Origin of the sequence: Arthrobacter sp. MYb213 (assembly GCF_002979915.1) — a bacterium.
Taxonomy (GTDB): domain Bacteria; phylum Actinomycetota; class Actinomycetes; order Actinomycetales; family Micrococcaceae; genus Glutamicibacter.
The window spans coordinates 234,583-256,971 of record NZ_PCQA01000006.1 but is presented as its reverse complement, the minus strand read 5'-3'; the positions used below and the strand labels follow the sequence as shown (position 1 = coordinate 256,971).

The 22,389-nt window shown below is 58.1% G+C and carries 17 protein-coding genes; 5 read left to right on the top strand and 12 right to left on the bottom strand.

What is annotated here, in order from left to right; translation table 11 throughout:
• The first annotated feature begins 7 nt into the window (after positions 1–7).
• The 4 genes from CQ011_RS14980 (at position 8) to CQ011_RS14965 (ending at position 6,547) form a co-directional block, all read left to right on the top strand.
• Entirely contained in the window at positions 8–973 is a 966-nt protein-coding gene (locus CQ011_RS14980; RefSeq protein WP_188683266.1) for an alpha-ketoacid dehydrogenase subunit beta, read from the top strand.
• 23 nt (positions 974–996) lie between these two features.
• Positions 997–2,421, top strand: a complete 1,425-nt coding sequence (locus CQ011_RS14975; protein ID WP_105678499.1) for a dihydrolipoamide acetyltransferase family protein — start codon at positions 997–999, stop codon at positions 2,419–2,421.
• Positions 2,422–2,594: 173 nt separating this feature from the next.
• Positions 2,595–3,989 carry a hypothetical protein gene (locus CQ011_RS14970; RefSeq protein WP_146112639.1) on the top strand — a complete coding sequence of 465 codons (1,395 nt, stop codon included), beginning with the start codon at positions 2,595–2,597 and terminating at the stop codon, positions 3,987–3,989.
• Positions 3,986–6,547, top strand: a complete 2,562-nt coding sequence (locus CQ011_RS14965; RefSeq protein ID WP_105678497.1) for a DUF5129 domain-containing protein — start codon at positions 3,986–3,988, stop codon at positions 6,545–6,547. Before CQ011_RS14970 ends, CQ011_RS14965 begins: the two co-directional genes overlap by 4 nt.
• A gap of 79 nt (positions 6,548–6,626) precedes the next feature.
• Here the strand turns inward: CQ011_RS14965 and CQ011_RS14960 are convergent, their stop codons facing one another.
• Entirely contained in the window at positions 6,627–8,684 is a 2,058-nt protein-coding gene (locus CQ011_RS14960) for a S9 family peptidase (protein ID WP_105678496.1), read from the bottom strand.
• Positions 8,685–8,871: 187 nt separating this feature from the next.
• Here CQ011_RS14960 and CQ011_RS14955 point away from each other — a divergent pair, with 187 nt between their 5' ends.
• Complete coding sequence (locus tag CQ011_RS14955) at positions 8,872–9,639, top strand: hypothetical protein (RefSeq protein ID WP_105678495.1); 768 nt, start codon at positions 8,872–8,874, stop codon at positions 9,637–9,639.
• A 78-nt stretch (positions 9,640–9,717) separates the two neighbouring features.
• On the opposite strand, the gene CQ011_RS14950 is transcribed toward CQ011_RS14955, so the two are convergent.
• The 11 genes from CQ011_RS14950 to CQ011_RS18085 all read right to left on the bottom strand — a co-directional run bounded on the left by CQ011_RS14950 (position 9,718) and on the right by CQ011_RS18085 (position 21,249).
• Positions 9,718–11,232, bottom strand: coding sequence for an amino acid permease (locus CQ011_RS14950; RefSeq protein WP_105678494.1), 1,515 nt, complete (start codon positions 11,230–11,232; stop codon positions 9,718–9,720).
• 15 nt (positions 11,233–11,247) lie between these two features.
• Positions 11,248–12,663: an aspartate ammonia-lyase gene (locus CQ011_RS14945; protein ID WP_105678493.1), complete on the bottom strand. Its 1,416-nt coding sequence runs from the start codon at positions 12,661–12,663 to the stop codon at positions 11,248–11,250.
• A 71-nt stretch (positions 12,664–12,734) separates the two neighbouring features.
• Positions 12,735–13,733 (bottom strand): asparaginase, encoded by a 999-nt coding sequence (locus tag CQ011_RS14940; RefSeq protein ID WP_181148147.1) that lies wholly within the window; start codon positions 13,731–13,733, stop codon positions 12,735–12,737.
• Entirely contained in the window at positions 13,730–14,434 is a 705-nt protein-coding gene (locus tag CQ011_RS14935; protein WP_105678492.1) for a FadR/GntR family transcriptional regulator, read from the bottom strand. Before CQ011_RS14935 ends, CQ011_RS14940 begins: the two co-directional genes overlap by 4 nt.
• Positions 14,435–14,625: 191 nt before the next feature.
• Positions 14,626–14,952 (bottom strand): cupin domain-containing protein, encoded by a 327-nt coding sequence (locus CQ011_RS17890; RefSeq protein ID WP_181148146.1) that lies wholly within the window; start codon positions 14,950–14,952, stop codon positions 14,626–14,628.
• A gap of 431 nt (positions 14,953–15,383) precedes the next feature.
• Positions 15,384–16,412, bottom strand: coding sequence for a ribosome small subunit-dependent GTPase A (rsgA, locus tag CQ011_RS14925; protein ID WP_286161220.1), 1,029 nt, complete (start codon positions 16,410–16,412; stop codon positions 15,384–15,386).
• Entirely contained in the window at positions 16,409–17,728 is a 1,320-nt protein-coding gene (locus CQ011_RS14920; protein WP_181148145.1) for an MFS transporter, read from the bottom strand. Before CQ011_RS14920 ends, rsgA begins: the two co-directional genes overlap by 4 nt.
• Positions 17,725–18,882 carry an arginase family protein gene (locus CQ011_RS14915; protein ID WP_105678489.1) on the bottom strand — a complete coding sequence of 386 codons (1,158 nt, stop codon included), beginning with the start codon at positions 18,880–18,882 and terminating at the stop codon, positions 17,725–17,727. Before CQ011_RS14915 ends, CQ011_RS14920 begins: the two co-directional genes overlap by 4 nt.
• The gene (locus CQ011_RS14910; protein WP_105678488.1) at positions 18,866–19,903 is read right to left on the bottom strand and encodes a JmjC domain-containing protein; all 1,038 of its coding nucleotides are present in this window, start codon (positions 19,901–19,903) and stop codon (positions 18,866–18,868) included. The genes CQ011_RS14915 and CQ011_RS14910 overlap by 17 nt, the downstream gene beginning before the upstream one ends.
• The gene (locus CQ011_RS14905) at positions 19,900–21,060 is read right to left on the bottom strand and encodes a cupin domain-containing protein (protein WP_105678487.1); all 1,161 of its coding nucleotides are present in this window, start codon (positions 21,058–21,060) and stop codon (positions 19,900–19,902) included. Before CQ011_RS14905 ends, CQ011_RS14910 begins: the two co-directional genes overlap by 4 nt.
• Positions 21,061–21,126: 66 nt before the next feature.
• A complete protein-coding gene (locus CQ011_RS18085) occupies positions 21,127–21,249 on the bottom strand; it encodes a hypothetical protein (protein ID WP_286161219.1) in 123 nt (40 codons plus the stop codon).
• Positions 21,250–22,389: the final 1,140 nt, after the last annotated feature.

Below are 22,389 nucleotides of genomic sequence, written 5' to 3'. Positions count from 1 at the left end.
GACAACTATGACGCTTGCCAAGGCCATCACCACCGGCCTGGACAAGATACTCGAATCCAATGACCGCGCGATCCTCATGGGTGAAGATATTGGCCGCCTCGGTGGCGTGTATCGCATCACCGACGGGCTGATCGACAAATACGGCGCACACCGCGTGATCGACTCCCCACTGGGTGAGGCCGGGATCGTCGGCGGCGCGGTAGGTATGGCGTTGCGCGGGATCAGCCCACTGGTGGAAATCCAGTTTGATGGTTTTGTGTTCCCCGCCTTCAGCCAGATCACCACGCAGCTGGCCAAAATGCATGCGCGTTCCGAAGGCCGGCTGACGGTTCCGGTGGTCATCCGCATTCCTTATGGCGGCGGGATCGGGTCGATCGAACATCACTCCGAATCTCCTGAGGCGCTCTTTGTGCACACCGCCGGGCTGCGCGTGATCACCCCGTCCAACGCGCACGACGCGTACTGGATGATCCAGCAGGCCGCGGCTTGCCAGGACCCGGTGATTTATCTGGAACCCAAGCGCCGTTACTGGCTCAAGGGTGAGGTAGATACCGAAACTCCGGCGCTGGACGCGTTCAAGGCGCAGGTGGTTCGTCCCGGGGATGACGCGACCATCGTGGCCTACGGTCCGCTGGTGCCGATCGCCCTGGCCGCTGCCGAGGCGGCGCGTGAAGATGGCCGCTCGGTAGAAGTGATCGACCTACGCTCGCTGTCACCCATTGATTTTGACACCATCACCGAGTCGGTGCAGAAGACCGGACGGCTGATCGTGACCCATGAGGCGCCGACCTTTGGTGGGATCGGCGGGGAGATCGCCGCACGAATCACCGAACGCGCCTTCCTCTCGTTGGAGGCGCCGGTGCTGCGTGTGGGCGGATTCCATATGCCGTACCCGATCTCTAAGGTCGAATCCCAGTACCTGCCGGACATCGACAAGCTACTCGAAGCCCTCGACCGGTCCTTCGCCTACTAAGCGACGGATTCAAGGAGAAAAACATGACTGTCTTTAATCTTCCCGATGTGGGCGAGGGGCTGACCGAAGCCGATATCGCTTCATGGAAGGTCCAAGTAGGCGACACCGTTGAGGTCAACCAGATCTTTGTCGAAATTGAAACCGCGAAGTCGCTCGTGGAGCTGCCTTGCCCTTTCGCCGGGGTGGTCACCGAACTTCATGCATCCGAGGGTGACACCGTGTTGGTAGATCAGCCACTGATCACCATCAATGAGGAAGGCGACCCGGTGCTTCCTACCGGCGTGCCCGAACCGGTGCAGGTTGCCAACACCGAAACTCCGAACCATAGCGAGGAGCCTGGCCCGTTGGTTGGTTCCGGCCCGGCCGCGGATTCGGCGGTGCGCCGCGCGCGGACCAGCCGTCCAACCCCGTCGGTCGGTGCCGAACGCACCAGCGCGGCGAACAAGGCTGGCGCCAGTGCCGCCGGTCTAGCCGATACTATTTCTCGTCGTGCCCAGGGATTGGGGCAGGCGGTGGCCCGCGAGGTGGATCGCCGCAAGCCTGCGATGGCGAACTTTATGGACCGCGTGCTGGCTAAACCGCCGGTGCGCCGGTTGGCCAAAGACCTCGGCGTAGACATCAACGAGGTCATCGGCACCGGGGTGCAAGGTGAGGTGACCCGCGAAGACGTCAACAGTTACCAGGGACAGCGCGAAGCCGAACGCGATGCGGCACCGACCTACTGGGGCCATGGTGCCCAAGGCGGCGCACTGATCGAACGTTCGCAGGTTCGTGGGGTGCGCAAGGCCACCGCGAAGGCGATGGTTGCATCGGCGTTTAGCGCCCCGCACGTGTCGATCTTCGTCGACGTGGATGCTAGCCGCACCATGGAGTACGTGGCTAGGCTGAAGAAGTCCCGCGATTTTGAGGGAATTAAGGTTTCCCCGTTGCTGGTTTTGGCGCGCGCGGTTATTTGGGCTGCGGCGCGTAACCCGTCGGTGAACGCCTCCTGGGTGGAGACCGAATCCGGCGCGGAGATCCACCAGAAACACTTCATGAATCTGGGTATCGCGGCAGCCACCCCGCGCGGGTTGCTGGTGCCGAATATCAAGAACGCCCACACGTTGAATATGCGCGAGCTGGCGATTGCACTCAACGACTTGGCGATGACCGCCCGGGCCGGTAAGACCAGCCCGGAGGATATGCGCGAAGGCACGTTGAGCATCACCAATATCGGGGTGTTGGGCATCGACACCGGAACGCCGATCCTCAACCCCGGTGAGGTTGCGATCGTCGCCTTCGGCACGATCAAGCAGAAGCCATGGGTGGTCGACGGCGAGGTAGTGCCACGCTGGATCACCACGCTGGGCGGCTCCTTTGATCACCGGGTGGTGGACGGGGATCTGTCCGCACGGTTCATGGCCGATGTCGCCTCGATCATGGAAGAACCTGCATTGCTGCTTGACTAGAACCACGAAGTAACCCGTCCGGTGGGTGCCCGCAAGGCATGCATCGGGCGGGTTTTTTCATTCCCGGTTACTCAAAGTATTGTTGATATACTCGCAGGACTATGATTCGACCGCTTGTTTCAGCCACTTTCGCGCTAGTGCTGACGTTTTTCATGTCGCCATTGAACGCGCCCGTGACGCAGCCGGCGCCGGCGCCGGTGTATCCCACCACCGAGTCCAGCGCCCCGGCTCAAGACAACGAGTCGGTGCTGATCCCGTTGATTAGCGCGCAAGAAGACAACTTTTATCTGGCGGTCAGCGACGCGGCCCAAGGCTCGGTCGATCAACAGGCGATCGTTAACCAGGTGCGCGAATCGATGAGAGCAACCCACGCAAAGATCCTGGTGGGGGTGGATAAAAAACCCAATAATCTCAAGGGTGCCGCGCAGTTAGTGCGCGGCCTGCTGCTCTTTGGTGACAGCGATGCGTTGAGCGATGACTGGTTGGAACACGGCAAAGATCGCGGTTACGTCGGCAAAGGGTGGATCGTGGTGGGGGTGATGCTTCCCGAACGCGCCGGTGCACCCACCGAAGTTTTTGTGGATCCGGGCCGAGATGTCAGGGCCAAGGCCGAGGGCGCGACCGAGCGAATTCGCCGCGCGGGCCAACAATATTTTGATTCCCAAAAGTACACCCAGGGGATCATCGAGGTGAGCAAGGCGAGCGCAACGCAGTTGCAGGCACCCAAAAAAGCCATGTTCCGCAGCTGGCAAGGTGTGCGAATACTTGCACTGCTAGTAATGGGCTTGGTGCTCGTAGTTTTCATCATGCATCGGCGCAAGGTGCGCGCCAAGGCGGCGAACAAGCGTGCCCAGCGTGGAGCGCAGCTCGTCGATTTACTCCGACATCGCGCCTTCCGGTTGGAAAAATATCGTGCACCACTGCCTGCGGGCGAGCCAAATGGGCCTACCAGGCGGGCCAGCGAGGCCATCAACGCGGCGATACCTGCGCTGAACGCGCGTGCCTTATTACTTGCGCAGAACTATCAGGACGGTGGCGCGCTGCGCGTCGAAGAGCTAGCGCGGATGGAAGCTAGCCTCGCCGATCAGGAGCTGCTGGTCGCCGCCACGAAGGCGCTCAACACGCTGCTTGAGGCAAAACGCGGGCAGAGCACCGACTGGAAAGCCATCGTGATTACCCACCGGGAACGACTCGAAGACACCGCGCAGTTCCTCAACTTAGACTCCGTGGGTCAGCTGCACTGTCTGCCGCAATTGCGGACCATGATTATCGAACACACCAACCGGTTAGACGAGATCCAGCACTGGGTGCAGGCCGATGCGTCCCGTCAGCAAAGCCCGGTGCAGGTTTTAGACCAGCTCTGGCAAATGCGTGCCGAACTGCAGCAAAACCATAGCGCCGCCCTCACTCAGGCGCGCGAGGCACGGCTCGAAGTGGTTGATTCGCTCCGTCAGCGAATGGATGCGCACGGCGCTCGGCAGGTATTTTCAGATCCCTTGACCGCCGTGGACGCAGCCCTGGTGCGGGCGCAGACGCTCAAGGGTGAAAACCTGCAGGAGAATTCATGAGCCGGCGAGGGTTATACGATTCGCGGGGCCGCAAGCTGCACCGGCCACGGTCCTGGGCCGCGCTCGGCGCGCTGCTAATGGCGTTGGTGACCACCCTGGTGGCGGTGCAGGGCTTCCAATCGATTCCCGAAGAGCCAGGCTTTGAGGTGGCGATCGTGGTTGAGGGTACCCCGGAGTGGAACATTAGCCAGGCCACGGTTGACGCGGCGCTAAGCGAACCGATCAAAACGCATCGGCCGCTGCGACTGATAGTCACCGACCGGCACCTGAGCGGTGATGAGCTGTTGCGCGGACAGCTGCCCGCCGGCCAGGTGCTGCTCTCCACACAGCTGGAGAATCTCAAGACCGAAAACAGTACCGTGCAGCAGCGGTTTACCGGGGCCGCGCTGAACTCGGAGCTGGTGGACGGGCGCGATGAATATACCGATGCCCGCTTTGAAATTAGCGGGGCCTTCCGCGACAACCTGGGCTTAGGGCATGGTCCGCAGGCGGTGGTGGCGGCCGCCGAGCGCGCCGCGATCGTGCTCTCCGAACAGGGCGTACAAAACCCGGTCTACTGGTTTGGTGCGATTGGCCTCTGCGCGATGCTGACCGCCGCGCTGCTCTATGTTGCGCTGCGCTACCGTTCGCGGTGGGGATCGCGGCATCGTCGGCTGATTGCCGCGCAACGCAAACTGGCCCGGGTGCTGCTGGACCTCGAAGCCTTGGAGGCGACCTATGCTGCGGCGCCGGCTGCTTCACGCCCGGCGGGGTTCAGCAAAAACTGGGAGGAGCTGCAAAGCCTGTCCCTGCAGGCGGCGCGCGGCGAAGATCCGCTGGTCGCCTCGCTGTTTACCAAAAAGGAGGCGCTCGGTGCACGCACCGGTGCCCAGCTGGCCGCCTTCGAGGCGAGCACTCGCACGCTGACCCAGCTCGCCGACGCGTTGCTGGGAGCCGGGTCGGTGCATGCAAACCTTGCGGGGACCGGTTCCACCTTTGACCAATTGAGCCGGCCGATCAACGATGCGGCAACCGCCTTGTTGATTCGCCTGGAGCAGGCCCCGGGAAAAATGGTTTCCGGTAGCGATGTGCGCAGGCTGCGTGATGACTTGGGCGAATTGCTGCAGGCCTCGGCCTTAGAGGTCGATAGTTCGCAGGCGGTTGACCGCTGGCGCAAGGCCGAAAAGCAGCTGGCCACACACGGTAAAGCGTTGACGCAGAGCCTGCGCCGCTACCCGCGCGGAAAAATCCCCGCCGTGACGCCGGTTCCCACGGAACATCTTCAGCTGCGTGAAAGTTTGGGCCTAAAAACCGCCGAACAGTCCAGCGCCCTGTACCAGTTGGGGCTAGCCAACGCGCTGGTCCGTGCCACCCTGGGCGATACGCTCGCCTCCGATACTCGGGTGGCGCCGCAGCTGCCGCACGCTCTGCCTGTCGCCAGCAAAACTTCTCGCGGACGCACAGCGCGTTCACCTGGCATGGATGAACCTGCCCCGCGACGTCGTGGGCTGCGCATTGCCGGGGCCGTCGTGACGCTCATTGCCGCGATGATCGTCGCCGGGCTGAGCGTGGGCACGTTGACCGCCAAACCCGAAGTTTCACGAGGCGGTAGCGGTCAGGGGGTCAGCTTCGAGGTGGATGATCCGGCCAAGCTGCTCGATGAAGATGAGGTGCTGCGTTATATGGACACCGATTTTCAGACCGACACCAGCTTTACCCTGGCCGTACGTGATGCCGAAAGCTACCTGGATTTCCTTCCGCTTGAGGCGGGGCGAAGCTTCCATCAGGTGCGTCCGCGCAGTATTTTGGAAGCCAAATGGCGGCTGAAAAGCGAATTTAAGGACAAGGTAAATCCGCTCACCGGGGAGCTACGCGAGGGCGAGGTGATCGTCCCGGTGCTACTGGCCGACGATGAACGAACCGTCGTGCCCGGGGTGATCTCCGCGCAGCTGCAGCGCGGTGATTACGGGTGGGGGCGGCTGGTCGCCTGGGAGCACGGCTCGATTAGCGAGTCTAAGTATCTGGAGATGGAAGTTGCCGGGGCCTTAGACGACTACAACAACGCACTAGCGCGCAACGGCTATGAGCCGGTCAATTTTTCTGCCACGTCGCTATTCTGGATGCTCACGTTCCTGTTCTGCTTGACCGTGATCAACCTGGTACTGGTGGCGCGTTACCTACTTTCGACGGCCACCAGGCTGGGCCGGTTCGGGCGTGGCGCACGGAGCCTGGCGCAGGCGAAGCGTCAGCTAGAAGCGTTAATGCTCGGGTTGGAGGATTCGCAGATTAACGCGGTGGCGGTGCTCGGTGCAGATACTCACGGGCGCGCCGATGAGGCGGGGCAACGGCTCTTTGAGCGTGCGTTGGTGATGGCCTGGCATGAGGCGCAAGAACTCTCACAACTGCCCTTGGATGAGCGGTTGGGACAGTCTTTTGCCCGTAGGGTGGCGCACCTTGAGCGTTTGGTGGCGCGCCTGGGCGAACGCGATCAAGATGTCACTCGTCGTGCGAATGACCTAGTGGCGGCCACTCGTGGGGCCGGCGGCGACGAACCGGCGTCGGTGTTACTGCCCAGCTAGTAGGCTTCCACGTCGACGGCGGTCCGCATCCCCTAGTGAGTAGGGTAATGCTGACCGCCGTCGACGTTTAAAGCGGTTTTTAGCCCAGTACCTCGGGCAGTTCGCCTGGCTCGTTGCCCAGCACATGCTGGGAGAGGAACTCGAAGACCACCTGGTACCAGATCTTCGCGTGCTGCGGGCTGAGGATCCAATGGTTCTCGTCCGGGAAGTAGAGGAACCGGTGATCGGTGGTGCCATCGGGCGCTTGCGGCAGACCGGAATCGGCCAGCAACTGATACCAGAGCTTGAGCCCCTCGCTAATTGGCACGCGGTAATCCTTATCCCCGTGGATGACCAGCATCGGGGTGACAATCTGCGCCACGTGGTGATGCGGGGAATTGGCCTGGATCATTTCCGGACTCATCTCCCGGGTCCAGTAGAACGAGGCATCGGTGGACTTGTCGAAACCATCCAGCGCCCAGAGGCTCGCATGAGTCACGATTGCCTTGAAGCGGTCGGTATGTCCGGCGATCCAATTGGCCATATAACCGCCGAAGGATCCGCCCATGGCCGCGGTGCGACTCTGATCGATGTCCGCGCGCGCCTCGGCCGCATCGGTGATCGCCAGCAGGTCGGTGTAGGGCTCCTCGCCCCACCGGCCCCAACCGCGCTGGATGAAATCTTGACCATAACCGGTGGACAGTGCCGGGTCCGGCAGCAGCACCGCGTAGCCCTGGGCGACAGCCAACCAAGGGCTCCAACGCCAGCTCCAGGCATTCCACGAACCCAGTGGTCCACCGTGAATCCAGAGTAAGAGTGGCGCCTTGTTGCTGGGGGATGCATCCTGCGGCAGGGCCAGCCAGGCGCGGATCGTGCTGCCATCCTCCGCGGTGGTGCTTACCTCGGTCAGCGTGCCGGGCAGTGCAGGTTGTTCGGCCGGGGACAGTAGCCCGGTCAACGCGGCGTATTGACCCGATTCCAGCTCAGCTAGGTGGGTGAGTTCGATGGACACCGGTTCGGTGGGGTACTCGTAGCTGGAGCGCAGCGCGTAGGCGGTGCGCGAATCCGGGCTGATCAGCACGTTGGTATAGGCGCCATCCGCGGTGAGCCGGGTGATCTTATCGCTATCAAGGGAGAGGTGGAAGATCGGGCCGTGGCCGTGCTCATCCGCGGTCAATAGCAGCGAGTGGCCGTTGGGGAACCAGGTGATGTCGTTAGTCCAGCGATCCCAGCCGACGGCGATCTGATGCGTTTCGCCGCTGGAGAGCTCCATGAGCCATAGGGTCATGGCTCCGGCACGCTGCGGGGTGGAGCGGGTCCATCGGGCGTAGATGAGTTTGCTGGAATCCGGGCTGATTTTGCCGACCGTGTATTCGTAGGTCTCATCGGGCTGCAGCAGCATTTCTTGCGCCCCGCTGTGCAGATCTAAGCGCATGAGGCCGGTGGCAAGTGAGCCGCGTCCCTCGGGAACGAGCCATTCGGTGATCAAAAATTCGCCGTTATCCGCCGCGGTGAAGGCGGTATCGGTTTGCTGCACGCCGCTGCTGGGGGTCAGATCCTTCAGCGTCGCGGATTCGGCATTCGCCTCAGGGTCAAGGGCTGCGGTATAAAAGTGCGGGGTTTGTGGTCCTAGGTCCGCGTCCCAATATCGCACCGGGTAGCCGGTGTGGAGGATGGCGGAGATCTTTTTAGTTTTCCGCTCCTGAAGGATTTTCGCTTCGTGTTCCAGATCGGTGGCGCGTGGCATACCCGCAGCGCAGACCAGCACGCGGTCGTTGTTCCGGGCGAAGCTGGTGAGCGATCCGATTCCCGCCGGATGGCTGAGGATCGATCGGGCTTCTCCGCCGGCGGCAGGTAAACGCCAAGCCTCGGGTTTAGCATCCTCGTCGGTGCCGCGTTTGGCGAGGAAAAAGAGGTCGCCGTCGGCGCTGAAGCTCGGTTGTGATTCGCCGTTTTCTCCGAAGGTTAGCCGCCGGGCAGCTGTTTTGCCCTGCGGGTCCAGCTGCCACAGCGCGGAGGAATATTTGGTTTGATCGGGGCGAAGGGTGCTCAGCGTGGTGACAAGTTTGGTGCCGTCGGGGGACAGCGCTAGGCCAGCTACCCGCGGGAGGCCGATGTACTCATCGAGATTGTGAAATGGTTGCTTGGCATATGTCATAGCTCACATCTTTCCACTAATGTCCGGCACGCACTAGTGCGCCGGGCACCCCAGCTTTAATGCACTATCAAGCGAAATGCCGAATTTGCGACCAAGATTTAATGCTATCGATATTGGAATCGAGCGAGTGATGAGGGATCGTAGCTTAGAGAACGCTCACCCAATGGCTCACGCTGAGGAGAGAAAAATGAAACAACGTCCGTACCGTCTTCGACTGCTGTGCTTTACCGCTGCCTCGGCGCTACTGTTTTCTGGGTGTTCAACCGCCGATCCAGCACCGGATTCTGGTGGCAGCGAGCCAGCGCAGAGCCCGCAAGCCTCGGCCAGCTCACCGGCACCGAGTACCGATGCCAGCGCAACCGCCTCAACTACCGAGCCGTCTGCTAGTGCGCAACCGTCGAAGGATATGGCAGCCGAGCTGACGGTGAGCAAAGAGGTGATGGGCATCGGATTTAAACTTCCCGAAGATTGGTCCGTGGCCGGCGATGACTGTCAGGGCGAATGTACCGAGTATGACAACTGGGAGGTGAAGGATCGGCGCGGGGAGCACGTGCTGACGTTGATCCCCAATACCGCCACCTCCCCGGATGGGGATCCGAACCTGTACGAACGCGAGGTGCTCAAACAGGTTCCGGTGCCAGGGCTGAAGACTCCAACCAGCCTGCTGGCCGAATTTTGGACCGGGACAAGTCAAGAAGATGGCAAGCAGGAAACCGGGTTCTCGCTGGCGCTGATCGATGACCAGGTGCTTGCCGATCGTAGCGAAATGCCCGATCTTGAGTACTTCAAGATCGGTGATTCCCAAGCCCCGATGTTCTGGGTAGATGACGAGTATATGGAGGATCAGGGGATCGGCGATGACCCCACCCGGGCAGGGGTGGACAAGTTCTTGGCCAGCGAGCAGTACCAAACCGTGGAGGCGATCTTGCTCAGCGTGCGCCAGACGGACGGCTAACCATGCCGGCGTGAGAAGTTAAAAATATCCGGCGAGAGCCGTAGCTCCCGCCGGATTATCCTGCGAGGTTTTCGGTTGTTATACCGAGGCCTTCTCATTGCCCGAATCGTTGCCTGATTCATCGGTGTGTTGCGCCTGCGCTGCGAGGCGCACATCGGCCAGCTCGTTGATCCGCTTCCGGCTGGCGTACCAGCCAAGAATCAGCAGCGGGATGATGATGGCCAGCGAGGCGATCGTCCAGGTGCCTACCGGATTATCGAAGGCCATCAGGATCAATACCGCGGCGAGGAAGACCAGCGTCACCCAGCCGGAGATCGGAGCCAGCGGCATCCTAAAGCTTGGCCGGGCCAGGGTTCCGCGGCGTGCGGCCTTCACCAGCGCCATCTGGCATAGCACGATCATGCCCCAGGAGGCGATGATGCCCACGGCCGCGAAGTTCAGCACGATTTCAAAGGCGGCAGCCGGAACAAAGGCGTTGAGCACCACACCGAGCACCGCCACGGCGGCGGTAATCAGGATGCCACCATAGGGCACCCCGGACTTGTTCATGCGTCCGGCGAAACGTGGGGCCGAGCCGTTCAGCGACATCGAACGCATAATGCGCCCGGTGGAATACAGTCCGGCGTTCAGCGAGGAGAGCGCGGCGGTGAGCACCACCAGGTTCATCACCACGTCCATGCCTTGAATGCCGATGGAGCCGAAGAAGGTCACGAACGGGGATTCGCCGGCCTTGTACGCGGTGTACGGCAGCAAGAGTGAGAGCAGAACCAGCGAGCCGACGTAGAACACGGCGATGCGGATGATTACCGTGTTGATCGCCTTCGGCATGACCTTTTCGGGGTTTTCCGTCTCGCCTGCAGCGGTACCGATCAGCTCGATCGACGCGTAGGAGAAGACCACACCCTGCATCAGTACCAGCACCGGAAGCAACCCATTGGGTAGCAGCCCGCCGTTGTTGGACAGGATCGAGAAGCCCACCTCGTGGCCGTCGATCGGGGTGCCGAAGATGACAAAGTAGCAGCCGACGATCAAGAAGCCCACCAGCGCGACCACCTTGATCAGCGCAAACCAGAACTCCATCTCGCCGAAGGCCTTAACCGAGACCAGGTTCATGCCCAGCACCAACGCCAGCGCCGCGAGCGCCCAAAGCCACTGCGGAACGCTGCCAATCCACGCCACATATTTACCGAAGAACGCCATGTAGAGCGCCACCGCGGTGATGTCCACGATCGAGGTCATCACCCAGTTCAGCCAGTACAACCAGCCGGTAGCGAAGGCGGCCTTCTCACCGTAAAATTCGCGGGCGTAGGAGACGAACGAGCCCGAGGACGGGCGGTGCATGACCAGCTCGCCCAGGGCGCGCAAGATCAGGAATGCGAAAAATCCGCAGACCGCGTAGCTGATGACGATGCCTGGGCCGGCGGCCGCCAGACGCCCGCCGGCGCCCATGAACAGGCCAGTGCCGATGGCGCCGCCAATGGCGATCATCTGCATTTGGCGGGAGGAAAGTCCCTTGTGGTAGTCCCCGTCGCCGGCGGTCAGGCCGGCATCTGGGACGTGCGCAGCGGTAGCGCGGGTGGTGGAATGCTCCATCGTAAACCTTAACTATTAGTCGGAGAGATTTGCCAGGCGCTCTGGCTTGAGCAGTTCGTTCAGATCTTGCGCGGACAGCAGACCGCGTTCGAGTACTAGTTCGGCTACCCCACGTCCCGAATGCAACGCCTCAAGCGCGATCGAGGTCGAGGCGGCGTAACCGAGCCGTGGGTTCAGCGCGGTGACCAGCCCGATGGAGTTCTCCACCTCGCGGCGCAACGCGTCCTCGTCGACGGTGATGCCGTCGATGCAGCGGGTAGCCAGGGTGAGGCAACCGTTGGTCAGGTGTTTGAGCGAGAGCCCGATGGAGTGCGCGATCACCGGTTCGAAGGCGTTCAGCTGCAGCTGGCCGCCCTCGGCCGCCATGGTCACCGTCATGTCATAACCGACCACCTGGTAGGCGATCTGGTTCACGACCTCCGGGATCACCGGGTTGACCTTGCCGGGCATAATCGAAGATCCGGACTGCACGGCGGGCAGCTGCAGGTCGTTGAGTCCCGCACGCGGGCCCGAGGAGAGCAGACGCAGATCGTTGCAGATCTTCGAGATTTTTAGCGCCACACGCTTGAGCACGCCCGAAAGGTGTACAAAGGCGCCCACGTCACTGGTCGCTTCGATCAAATCCGGGCTGGTTTTCAGCGGTAGGCCGGTTAATTCGGCGAGGTGCGCGCGGGCCGATTCGGCGTAGCCGGTCGGGGCGTTCAGCCCGGTGCCAATGGCGGTGGCGCCCAGGTTGATCTCGGTGACTAGGGACAGGGACTCGGCCAAACGGTCGCGGTCTTCGCGTAGGGTGACCGCCCAGCCACCAAATTCTTGGCCGACGGTCATCGGTACCGCGTCCTGCAGCTGGGTGCGGCCCATTTTGACTACGCTACGAAATTCCTTGGCCTTGGCCAGGCAGGAGTTTTCCAGCACCGTCATCGCCGCGAGCAGCGGCTGAGTGGCGAAGTGCGTGGCGATGTTCACCGCGGTGGGGTAAGCGTCGTTAGTGGACTGGGACAGGTTCACATGATCGTTAGGGTGCAAGAACGAGTACTCGCCCTTGGCGTGGCCCATAATTTCTAGGGCGAGGTTGGCGATGACCTCGTTGGCGTTCATATTGGTGCTGGTGCCGGCGCCGCCCTGGATCGGGTCGATGATGAACTGGTCATGCAGCGAACCGTTGGCGATCGCCTCGCAGGCCTGGTCGATGGCGCGCGCCCGGGCGTCGTCAAGTAGACCGAGCTCGTGGTTGGCGCGGGCCGCCGCCTGCTTCACGCGGGCCAGCGCGATGATCAGGTGCGGGTTGCCGGACAGGCTGGTTCCGGTGATGTCGAAGTTTTCCTTGGCGCGCAGGCTGTGCACACCCCAATAGGCCTCGACCGGGATATCGCGGTCGCCGATGAGGTCGTGTTCGCTGCGGGTTACGGGAGCCTGAAGGGTTTCAGACATGTCTTCACTCCTGATTTTTGGGCGCACTGAGCGCACCCTAGGTGTTGGATGAAACTAAATTTTTGGTGTGTTTAGAGCGCTTGGAGCTGGCCGACGACATCTGGGCCACCAAGTAAGTCGGTGGAGGCGAGCGTGTGTAATTTGCGGTGTGCTTCCTCGCCGAGGCACTCGCCGAGCAGCTTGACGGTGATCGGCATGCGAGCCCGATCCCCGCCGTCGGAAATCTTCACCGCCAGTGACGATCCGTCGGCTAGGCCGACGGCTTGGATGCCCTCGAAGCCGTCCTTGGCCACGGAGCCGGGTAGTGCACGCATCAGCGCGGTGACATCGCGCCCCTCGCCGGCCACCAGTTCCGGGTGGGTGCGCATGGCGTGTACGACCCGGCCTTCTGCGGTGTCTTTGGCGGCGCTAGAGAGCTTGGCAAAACCGCGAGCCAACGCGGCCAAGGTCAGCGGGTAGACCTCCGTACCGCAGCCGTCGGTGCTGGAGCTGAGGATTTTTTCTTCGGTCAATTCCTCGATAATCCCGCGCAGCGTGGCGGCCAGCGGGTGATCGGCGGCGAGGTAGTTTTGGGTATCCCAGCCGTTATGTTTGCACATGGCCAGTAGCGCCGCATGTTTGCCCGAACAATTCTGTGCCAGTTGGGTGGCGGTGCCGCCCTGGGCCAGCCAGGCGGCGCGTTCTTCCACGCCGTAGGGCAGGTCGGTGGAGTTGCCCAGGTCCGCGACGGAAAGTCCGGCAGTCTGCAGCGTGGATTCGGCGACCTGCTGGTGGCGGGGGGAGCCCGAGTGGCTGGCGGCGGCCAGGGCAATCTGCTCGTCATTGAGCGTGAGACCGGAGCGAAGGATGGCGACGGCGAAGAGTGGCTTCAGTGCCGAGCGCGGGTAGAAGCGTGCCTGCTGATCGCCCAGGGTCATGAGCGGTTGGCCGTGCGGGTCAAGCACCACCGCCGACCCATAATGGATGGATTCCACCACGTTTCCGCGGCTGGCTGCGACCAGTGGAATGTGGGCCGGCAGTGTCACTGCCGCGGAGGGGCGCGCCGCAGATGTTGCTGGCGAGGGATTCACTTGGTGCTCCTGACGATGGTGGATACTGCGTGTTGCACTGCGCTCAGGTGGTCGGCCATGGCTTGTCCGGCGGCCTCCGGTTGTCCGGCACGGATGGCCTCAACGATGGCGCGGTGTTCGGAATTTGAGGGGGAGCGGCGGCCGGTGACCAGGTTGACGGTTTCTGACTGGCGCGACATCGCGTCGCGGATATCGCCCACGACGCGGTCAAAGACCGAGTTGCCGCTGGCTCGGGCTACCGCCGCATGGAAGGCAGCGTCTAGCTGCACCCATGCCTCGGAGCCATCCTCTGCTTCCATGTCTTCGATGAGCCCGGTCAGTCGTTCCAGATCTTCGCTGGTGCGCCGGGTAGCGGCCAACTGCGCCGCCGGTATTTCGATATGCGGGCGGGCCTCGTAGAGATCTGCCGAGGAGTACGTGCCAAGGACCAGATCGCGGGTGGGCCGGTGGGCGATGACAAAGGTCCCGCGACCAGTTTCGGTGCGGGTCAGCCCTAGGGCGGCGCAGGAACGTAGCGCCTCGCGTACCACCGAGCGGCTGACCCCATAGGTCGCGGCGAGGCTGGCTTCGGAGCCGAGTTTGGCGCCCAGCGGGATCTCTTGGGCCTCGATGGCGGTGCGCAGGGTGTTAAACACGGCCTCGGAAGCGTTGGTCCGCGCGATCGGTTGCTGTCCGGCTGTCCAGCTGTCTGACAGGTTCATGGTTACCAGTGTGCGGGTGTGATGCACCCAACGTCAAGTTTTGAAGCCGAATAGATGTCGCACGCCAAGTGAAGCCATCACTTGGCGCCAAAGGGCCTGATCCTTGGAGCGCGAAATCTGCTTCGACCAACTGTGCGTGAGAATTATTAACCCAGTTGTCAGTGAGCGAAACGGGTGTGACGTACCCTAAATCAAATTTTGAAGCCGATTTGATATCGCGCGCGTAGCGAAGCCATCACTTGGCGCCAAGGGTCCGATTCATGGAGCGCGAGATCTGCTTCGACCAACTGTGCGTTAGAACTATTGACCCAGTTGCCAGTGAGCGAAACTGTCAGATCCAAGTTCTCCACTGCGTGGGCCCACCCGCCCGGAACGATGACTACATCGCCAGGTTCTTGAATATGCGTGTATTGGATTCGGGCTTCGTTTCCAGAAGACACCACCAGAGAATCTTGCAGCAATCCTGCGTCAGCAGCGAGCGCCGGAGACTGGAATAACCATTTCTTTCTTCCGCTCACCAGAAGATTCCATGCAGAACTGCACATCACATCGATGTGCAATGCCGAGTTACTACCTTTGGGCCCGACGAAAATCCAATTCCAGTCAGGTCGTGATCCGTGGGGAAGGTCGCCAAACCAGCTCTGAAATACAGCTGGTAACGGTAGTTTCGCGAAGTCGGAGAGGTAGTTTGAGACCGTCCAACCCTTCAAATAAGTATCTAGCCCGTCTCCTTTTGCGAGCAATTGAAAGTAGTCACCCACCGTTGAGGAGATCGTTCCATCCTGAGTTTCGACATTAACGGTTTGTTCTGCGTAGACGATTTGGAGCGTCTGGGAGCGCACGAGCCGATTAATTGGCCACTCATCTGTTTGCGATTTCACACAAATCGGCCCATCTAGTGCCGATGCAGTAAGCGGCCACTGCTCGACTACGGGTATTCGCTGAGGCATCATTTTCTTGACCTATGGCTCTTAGTCATATTTTTCCACTCCGCTCGTTGTTTTGCCATTAACGCTGCGTCACCTTTGCGTTCTTGATAAGACATTTCTCTGCGGATTTTGTGCCAATTATCGAGACGTCGTTGGAGGATTTCCCCTGCTTTGACACTTTCCTGGACGGCGCATCCCGGTTCGGTGCCATGCTCGCAGTCATGGAAACGACAACGCAGAGCAGATTCTGCAATTTCAACGAAAGTCTCCTCCATTCCTTCATCGGTGGCGAGCAAATCAAGTGAGCGAATACCGGGCAGATCAAGCAATACCCCTCCGCTTGATAATCGGTAGAGGCGGCGTGCAGAAGTCGCATGACGCCCTTCGCCAGAAGTGTTAACTTCACGGACCTTTTCTGATTTGTCTTCTAGCGCATTGAGTAAGGAAGTTTTGCCTGCCCCACTAGCGCCAAGCATGGTGGTCGTAGTCCCGACAGCCATAATTTCGCGCAGTCGCTCCAAACCGCGTCCGGTCAGTGAGCTGGTCAATAAAACCTCAGTTCCGGGCGCAGCCAGCGCTGCCTGCGCAACTGCTTCCGTGAGATTCTCGACGGTATCGGCTTTGGTGAGCACCGTAATCGGCAATGCGCCACTGTCCCAGGCCATGACCGAAAGGCGTTCCAAGGACTTAAGATTCAGTCCCCGCTCCAGCGAGAGGACAATCATCACGTGATCGATATTGGCGGCAAGAACTTGAACTCCTTGACCGCTTGGGTCTGGTCTCGAAAGGTTGGTAGTGCGACCACCGAGAGCGACAACTCGATCGGCGTTGACAATCACCCAATCTCCAGTCACCGGGGTAGTGGCGAGGTTGCGCGAAAGGTCAAGTACAATATGTTCCAGCGCACCACCATTCACCGCGATGACTTCTACTTGTCGTCCATGCATGGCGACGATTCTTCCGGGACGCCCTTCGGCCGTGGTGGTCCAATTTAGCTCCGCTCCAGTGGGCATTCCCAGTTGCGTTAGCAAATCTCTCAGCTCTGTCACTTGTGGCTCCCTACTCTTTGGATCATTCGTGTTTGGGACTCATCAATTCTTGACTGACGAGGGAAGAGGAAAAACATGGCTATCAGTGCGCAACAAGCAATGACTGCCGCTAACAAATATAGATACTGCGAAGACCCCATCCACTGAGCCATGGGCAAACTGACTGCGAACCCAATCGGAACCATGACAGACATCAACGTTTGTTCGATTGATCCCACCCGGGATAATGCCGAATCAGGCACCGTCATTTGGACATACGTGTCAAAAAGGATTCCAGCAACGGTTACAAGGATGGCTGTAGCTGCAAAGGAAACGGCCAGAACAATAATATTCAGTCCTAAGCCAAAGAGAACCAGCTGTATAGGCTGGCAAATCGCCAATACGACCAGAACAAGCACTACCGGCTTTTTAACTTTGACCCATCCGGCAAGGAAAGAACCAACAAGCCCTCCGGCGGCAAGTGCGGTCGCAAGGCTGGCCCAGAATGCGATACCGCCCAATCTATCTCTAGCAATTATTGGGCCGAGGACGCTAATGGAAGCGATACTCAACTGCACGGGACACGAAAGTAACATCAGCCACAAAACACCCGGGTAGCGAGGCAAGAGGCGCAACCCATTGAGGAAACCTGGGGGTATCTCGTCTTCTTTTTTCTCATTTACGGATTCTGCGGTTTTGTCGTCATCGCTTTCCGCGAAGCCATTGATCAAAAGCTGACCCTTGGACAAGCGGAATAGGAATGACAAACATGCTATGGAAACGAGGAACGTTGCAATATCAAAGAGTAATGCAGTGGGTATTCCGCCTAGTGAGACAAGAATCGTTGCTAATGCTGGACCAGCTAGAAGCCCTGTGTTTAGGGTTAAATCGATCCACGAATTCGCTTTTTGCAGCGATTCTTTTGGCACAATCCGTGGCAACAGGCCAATGCTAGCGGGGATGTAGAAAGCAGTTCCGACACCGTACAGCGCCGCTGAGATCCCCAGATGCCATAACGTTGCTGTATTTGTGATGAAAGCAAAGACCGGAATGATTTGAGCCAAGAGACGGACCAGATCAGCAACAACCATGACGGTGACACGGTTGTACTTGTCTGAAACGTTCCCTCCTGGAGCAATGAGCAACATGCGTGTTCCCCACAACGACAGAAGCACGATAGGCATACCCCATCCTGAATCAGACACGGCGAGGGCCGCGAACGCAAAGGTCATCGGGACGATTCCATCGCCCAAGAATGAGATCGACTGGCCCAAGTAGTAGAGGCGGAAACTGCTTAATCGAAAAGGATTTCCACTTCGAACGGATTGAGATGTCAAGAAATAGTCCTTTTCGGCGTTAAAATGTGAGTGAGCATGTCTATGGCATGCATTGCAGCCAAATTTCGTCGGGTCATTGGGCCGCAAACCTCGGTGAAATCGACTCCTACGATTGTTCCCGTTGAACTTATTCGGTTGATAATTTCCTTAATAATGTCTGGATCCGCCCCTCCAATGGCCGGGTAAGCAACCTCAGGTGCGAAGACCGGATCAAGGACATCGATATCGATACTCAGATGCACTGGGCGTCCCTGGCAATGCCGGTCAATTTCATCGAAACATTGTTTAGATCCAAGATCTGATGCTTTGATAAAGGAGACATGCTTTGCATTTGAAGGTGAAGACATCGAAAACTCTGGGTCGTAACCGCGCACTCCAAGAGTTAGCCATGGCAAGTCCGGCTCGTCTGCCAAACACCAAGTGACGAAGTTTCCACAATCAGCAGTCTCTTGTCCTTGAGGAATTGGACGAGCATCTGCGTGGGCATCTAGGTGCACCACTACTAGCTGCTGCCATCGTTCTCGTTGCGCAGTGATAACGGGATAGGCAATAGAATGATCTCCGCCGATGACAACTGGGTTGTGGCCTTGGGCACCAACTGTGCGCGTTGCCGCTAAAAGTCTGGTTGCGATGTCTTGTGCCGTGTCAACGCGCGAATCAACGATAAGATTTCCATGGTCAACGACGCTACAAGGAGGATTTTCCGCAGTGCTCATCTCATTCCAGTCCCAAGAATTGGCATTTGTGACGGTAGCGAGAGAGCGTTGCAGTCCGCGGCGGAGTCCGGCGAGCACGTCGTGAACTGCGAGATCTGGGTCGGGGTTTTGCCAAACACCCGCACCAATCAGGCCCCAAGGTGTCGAATGTTGAGCGCATTCGACTTCGACGACGGGTTTGGCTGATTTTAGGAGTCCATGCGTTGCAACGAGCGCACATTCTTTGGGGATAAGGAAACGACAGCGACTAAGTTTGTCGAAAACTTCAGGGTTTAGTTCTGAACGCGCGACAGAAGAGCGGGCACGAAGTTTTAACACTGCCTCGTTTAATTCCAGAGAAGAACCCTCGGCTGGATTAAAGAGTTTTGAGTCTTGTTCGAGCAATGCGGGATGCCACACCCACTCAACGTCGTTAGTTGCATTATTTTTGGTCTGCATGCTCCGCAATCAATAGCTCGGCGATAAACATGGAAAGTACGACTTCCTGCGCGGAGTTAGGCAAGCTATCAAAGTGCAAGCCCTCACCAGAAATGAGCACTTCGAGAACAGGTCGCATGGTCAATGGGAGTTTTACCAGTTTCCCTAACCCTCTGATATGGAACTGTTCTTCTTTAATTTCTAAGCTGGGCTTGAAGCGTCCAGCCCAGCGGATGACTGCGCCACTTAATGAGGAGTCATGTACGCGCCACGGGAGTGAGAGTCCTTTTCGGTGTTCTGTGCTAAGTTCTCCGCGCAAGTGTAAAAGACGACCGCGTAGGGATTCCTCAGTCAAACGATCGATTTGGCCAAGACTCCATCCGAAATTAATGAGTTCTTTTATCGTTTCGGTGCGCGAGGTATGAGCAACGCCGAAAGTCCAATGAAGACTTTCGCATCCGACACCTGTTACTTCGTGATCCCAGCCGACAGGAACATGTATAAAGTCACCGATTTCAAGAATATCGTCGAAGACTAGCTCGGCGTCAGATCCATTGCCGCGGTATACGCGCCAATGCTTTCGACCTTCCGTTTGCACAATTATGGTGTCGTGGGAATCGGCATGCCGCCCAAAAGCCGAATTCTTGGACCAGCACGCATATCCGTTGGCCCAGGCCGCTTCATTTTGTGTATACATCAACCGTTCTACGAAGTCAGAAAGCTCAGGTAAGGCCCGATCTGCTTTGTTGAGTACAAGGGTTGCCCCTTCCCGGAGTAGTTCAGTGAAGGGCCTAGTTCTTGGCTGACGTTCAATAATCGTTCCGCCACCCATTTTCGCTTCAATGTAGAGTCCGGGGTCCAGATCCGTCTCCGGAACTACTTTGATGGTTCCCGGTTCGAAATTCGAGTACTTGATTATGCGGTTGACAGAGGGCCAGCCCAAAGCCGTCAGAGTCGAAGGATCTACATGACCTGACCTAAATTCGCCGAAGGGAAATAATTCCACACCTAGTGCTGCTTGAACTGCTTCCCAGGTACTCATGAACCTACCTCAGCAGTCTGGAAGGTTGCACCCACACGTAGTAATGCAATAAAGAGAGCGTTCCCCGCGGAAGAATCATCCGTTAGTTTTTGAAGGTCGACAGCCCGGAGTACTTTTCCCGGTTGGAAAAAGCGAGAGATATCTTCATTTGAGATATTCTCTGGTATCGAAAGACTCTGGCCCATGACCGAAATTTGGTTGTTGTTGACAGTGAAAGGGACATCTAGGCATTCAGCGGGGAGGTCGACGTTAAAGAGTTCAACTGGCAATATTCGATAAGGCCCCAGATGGCCCCTGCTTAAACGTTGAGATTGACGGCGATCCAGTTCACGACGGATTTCACCATTAGCAGCCGCAGCCAGAGCTGTGTTCACGGGGTCGTGTTGATCTCCTGACCGGCGGACCAGCGCTGAAATTGCTTGAAGCAATTCGTCGTGGTTATTCTCCCGATAGTAGGACATTCCTAGAAAGACAGCCGGTCCATTGTTTCGGAATAGATGAAAACGACCTGCGGGTATGCATAAGAAATCTCCAGGGCCGAGCGTGAACTCATGATCGGCAGACTTCAGATATTTGTCCGTATGGAGGCTGATCTCGCGATTATCCGGCAATTTCGGTAACGTGTCTTTTTCCCAAACCCACACAGTTTTCGTGTTTGGCCCCAGATGGAAAATAAATGACGGCTCGGGATCCGAATGTATGCCGAAGGGAGTGAACCCGGACATCGCAATAAAAGAATAAAAGTCTAATCCTCGTGGTGGAACACCACAAGCCGTGACCATCGGCTCGACAATACTTCGATAGATGATGGAACGGGTTTTTGACGACCAGGTCTCCACCCCATTGAACGCGGCGCACACATCTTTGCGGCCCGTAACTACTTGTAGCCAATCGACCAGATTGGAGCCATCGTATTTGGAATGTACTACTGCTTCTGAGGCCTCATAATCTAGCTGAGAAGGACCGAAAACCCTGATCCGAGGGAGTCCTGTAGCTTCATGCACGTGGGGATCGGTCGCATTCTTTAAAGAATGACCGATCGCGGAGGCTACTGCTTCGGGTTCAGTGACAAGCGAGGGAATATACTTCACCGTTGCAAAGTCCGGCCCATGCTCTTGTGCAAATCGCGACCAAGCATCGTTTTTAATCGTAGTCATCCTGTACTTTCTCGAACCAATCCAGCCTCAGTATTCTGCGACCGAGGCTGGATTGATGAAACTGGCTTAGTGACCGACATCCATTCGAGCCCGAAGCTGTACATCCATCAGGTCTTCATCAGTAATGATTAGATCTTCGATCTCGATAGACTGCTCAATCGTCGTAGCGGTGTCAGAAGTGTTACTCATGGTGCGCACGCTTTCTCTGGATGAATGCTGGTTCGACTAGTCCTTATTCGCAACAGCATTTGTACAAGAGCCACACTTCCATTGTTTACATGTGACGTCAAGCACATCTTTTAGATTCTATTCTGCGATGGACTGATAAATCAGAGGAACTATGTGCGCTGTTCCTCGATTCGAAGAAGTTCTTGTCGAGGAATATTTCAAAGTCTCAAAACGCGAGAAACGAATACTTGCGGACAGTTCTTACTCTTTTGTGCAAAGACCCAGACGACAAAGATTCATGACCCTTGAACCCTAAAAATGGATGAACTATAGGGTCAAACGGAACATGTAACCAGGGGTGCGAAATTATTTAGCCCAGCTAATTAACTCCACACTTTTATAGAGGATCTGGGCGCTCTTGAGTCTCTCTTGAGAAAGTGCTTACCGGCGATGAATCTTGACTTAGGGTAATTCCGAAGCTTCGAGGGCCAGGGAATCCTTGATGGTCCAGCTGTTGAATGCTAAACCGCAGATTTGCTGTTCATCGTGGATATATCGACTGGTATCAGGCTGGGAGAAACCCTGGACTCAGAATCCCCAAATGGACTAGGTTCAGGCTCGGATAATGCCTAGGTCAGTGCGCTAAGACCGCAGTGTCGATGGGGATTTATTTCATTGGTCATCCTGAATGGCATGCTAACAAATTGGATTGACTGTTTCATGGTCAAGGCTCTTGCCCCATGAGGCTTGGTCATAGTGTGGTGCCCTGGTGGTTTGCAGGTAGTACCCGGTTCCGAGGTGCTTCGGAGGTCGCTTGAAGAGGACTCCTAAATGCTCAATCTATTGACTGAACGGAGGCCGACCTTCGTCACTCTTGGCATGATTCAGGTTATCGTCGATGCCCTGCGGAGAAGACATCGTCCAGGGGGAAGAAAATGACTGGATTCGAATCCGCGCAGACTTTACTCGACGGACTACCAGGACTTGAGCTGGGTCCTGCGCGGGAAGCGGCCCTTTGCTCTTGCAACCGTGGCGTAGCTCAACTACCGCAGAAAAGTTTCAGTACTGTGCGATCGCGGATTAACGGAGATAGAAGAATTCAGGGGCTAACATCGCCGCGCGTTCGATGGAACCAGACCGCTGAATTAAATACCTTAGTGT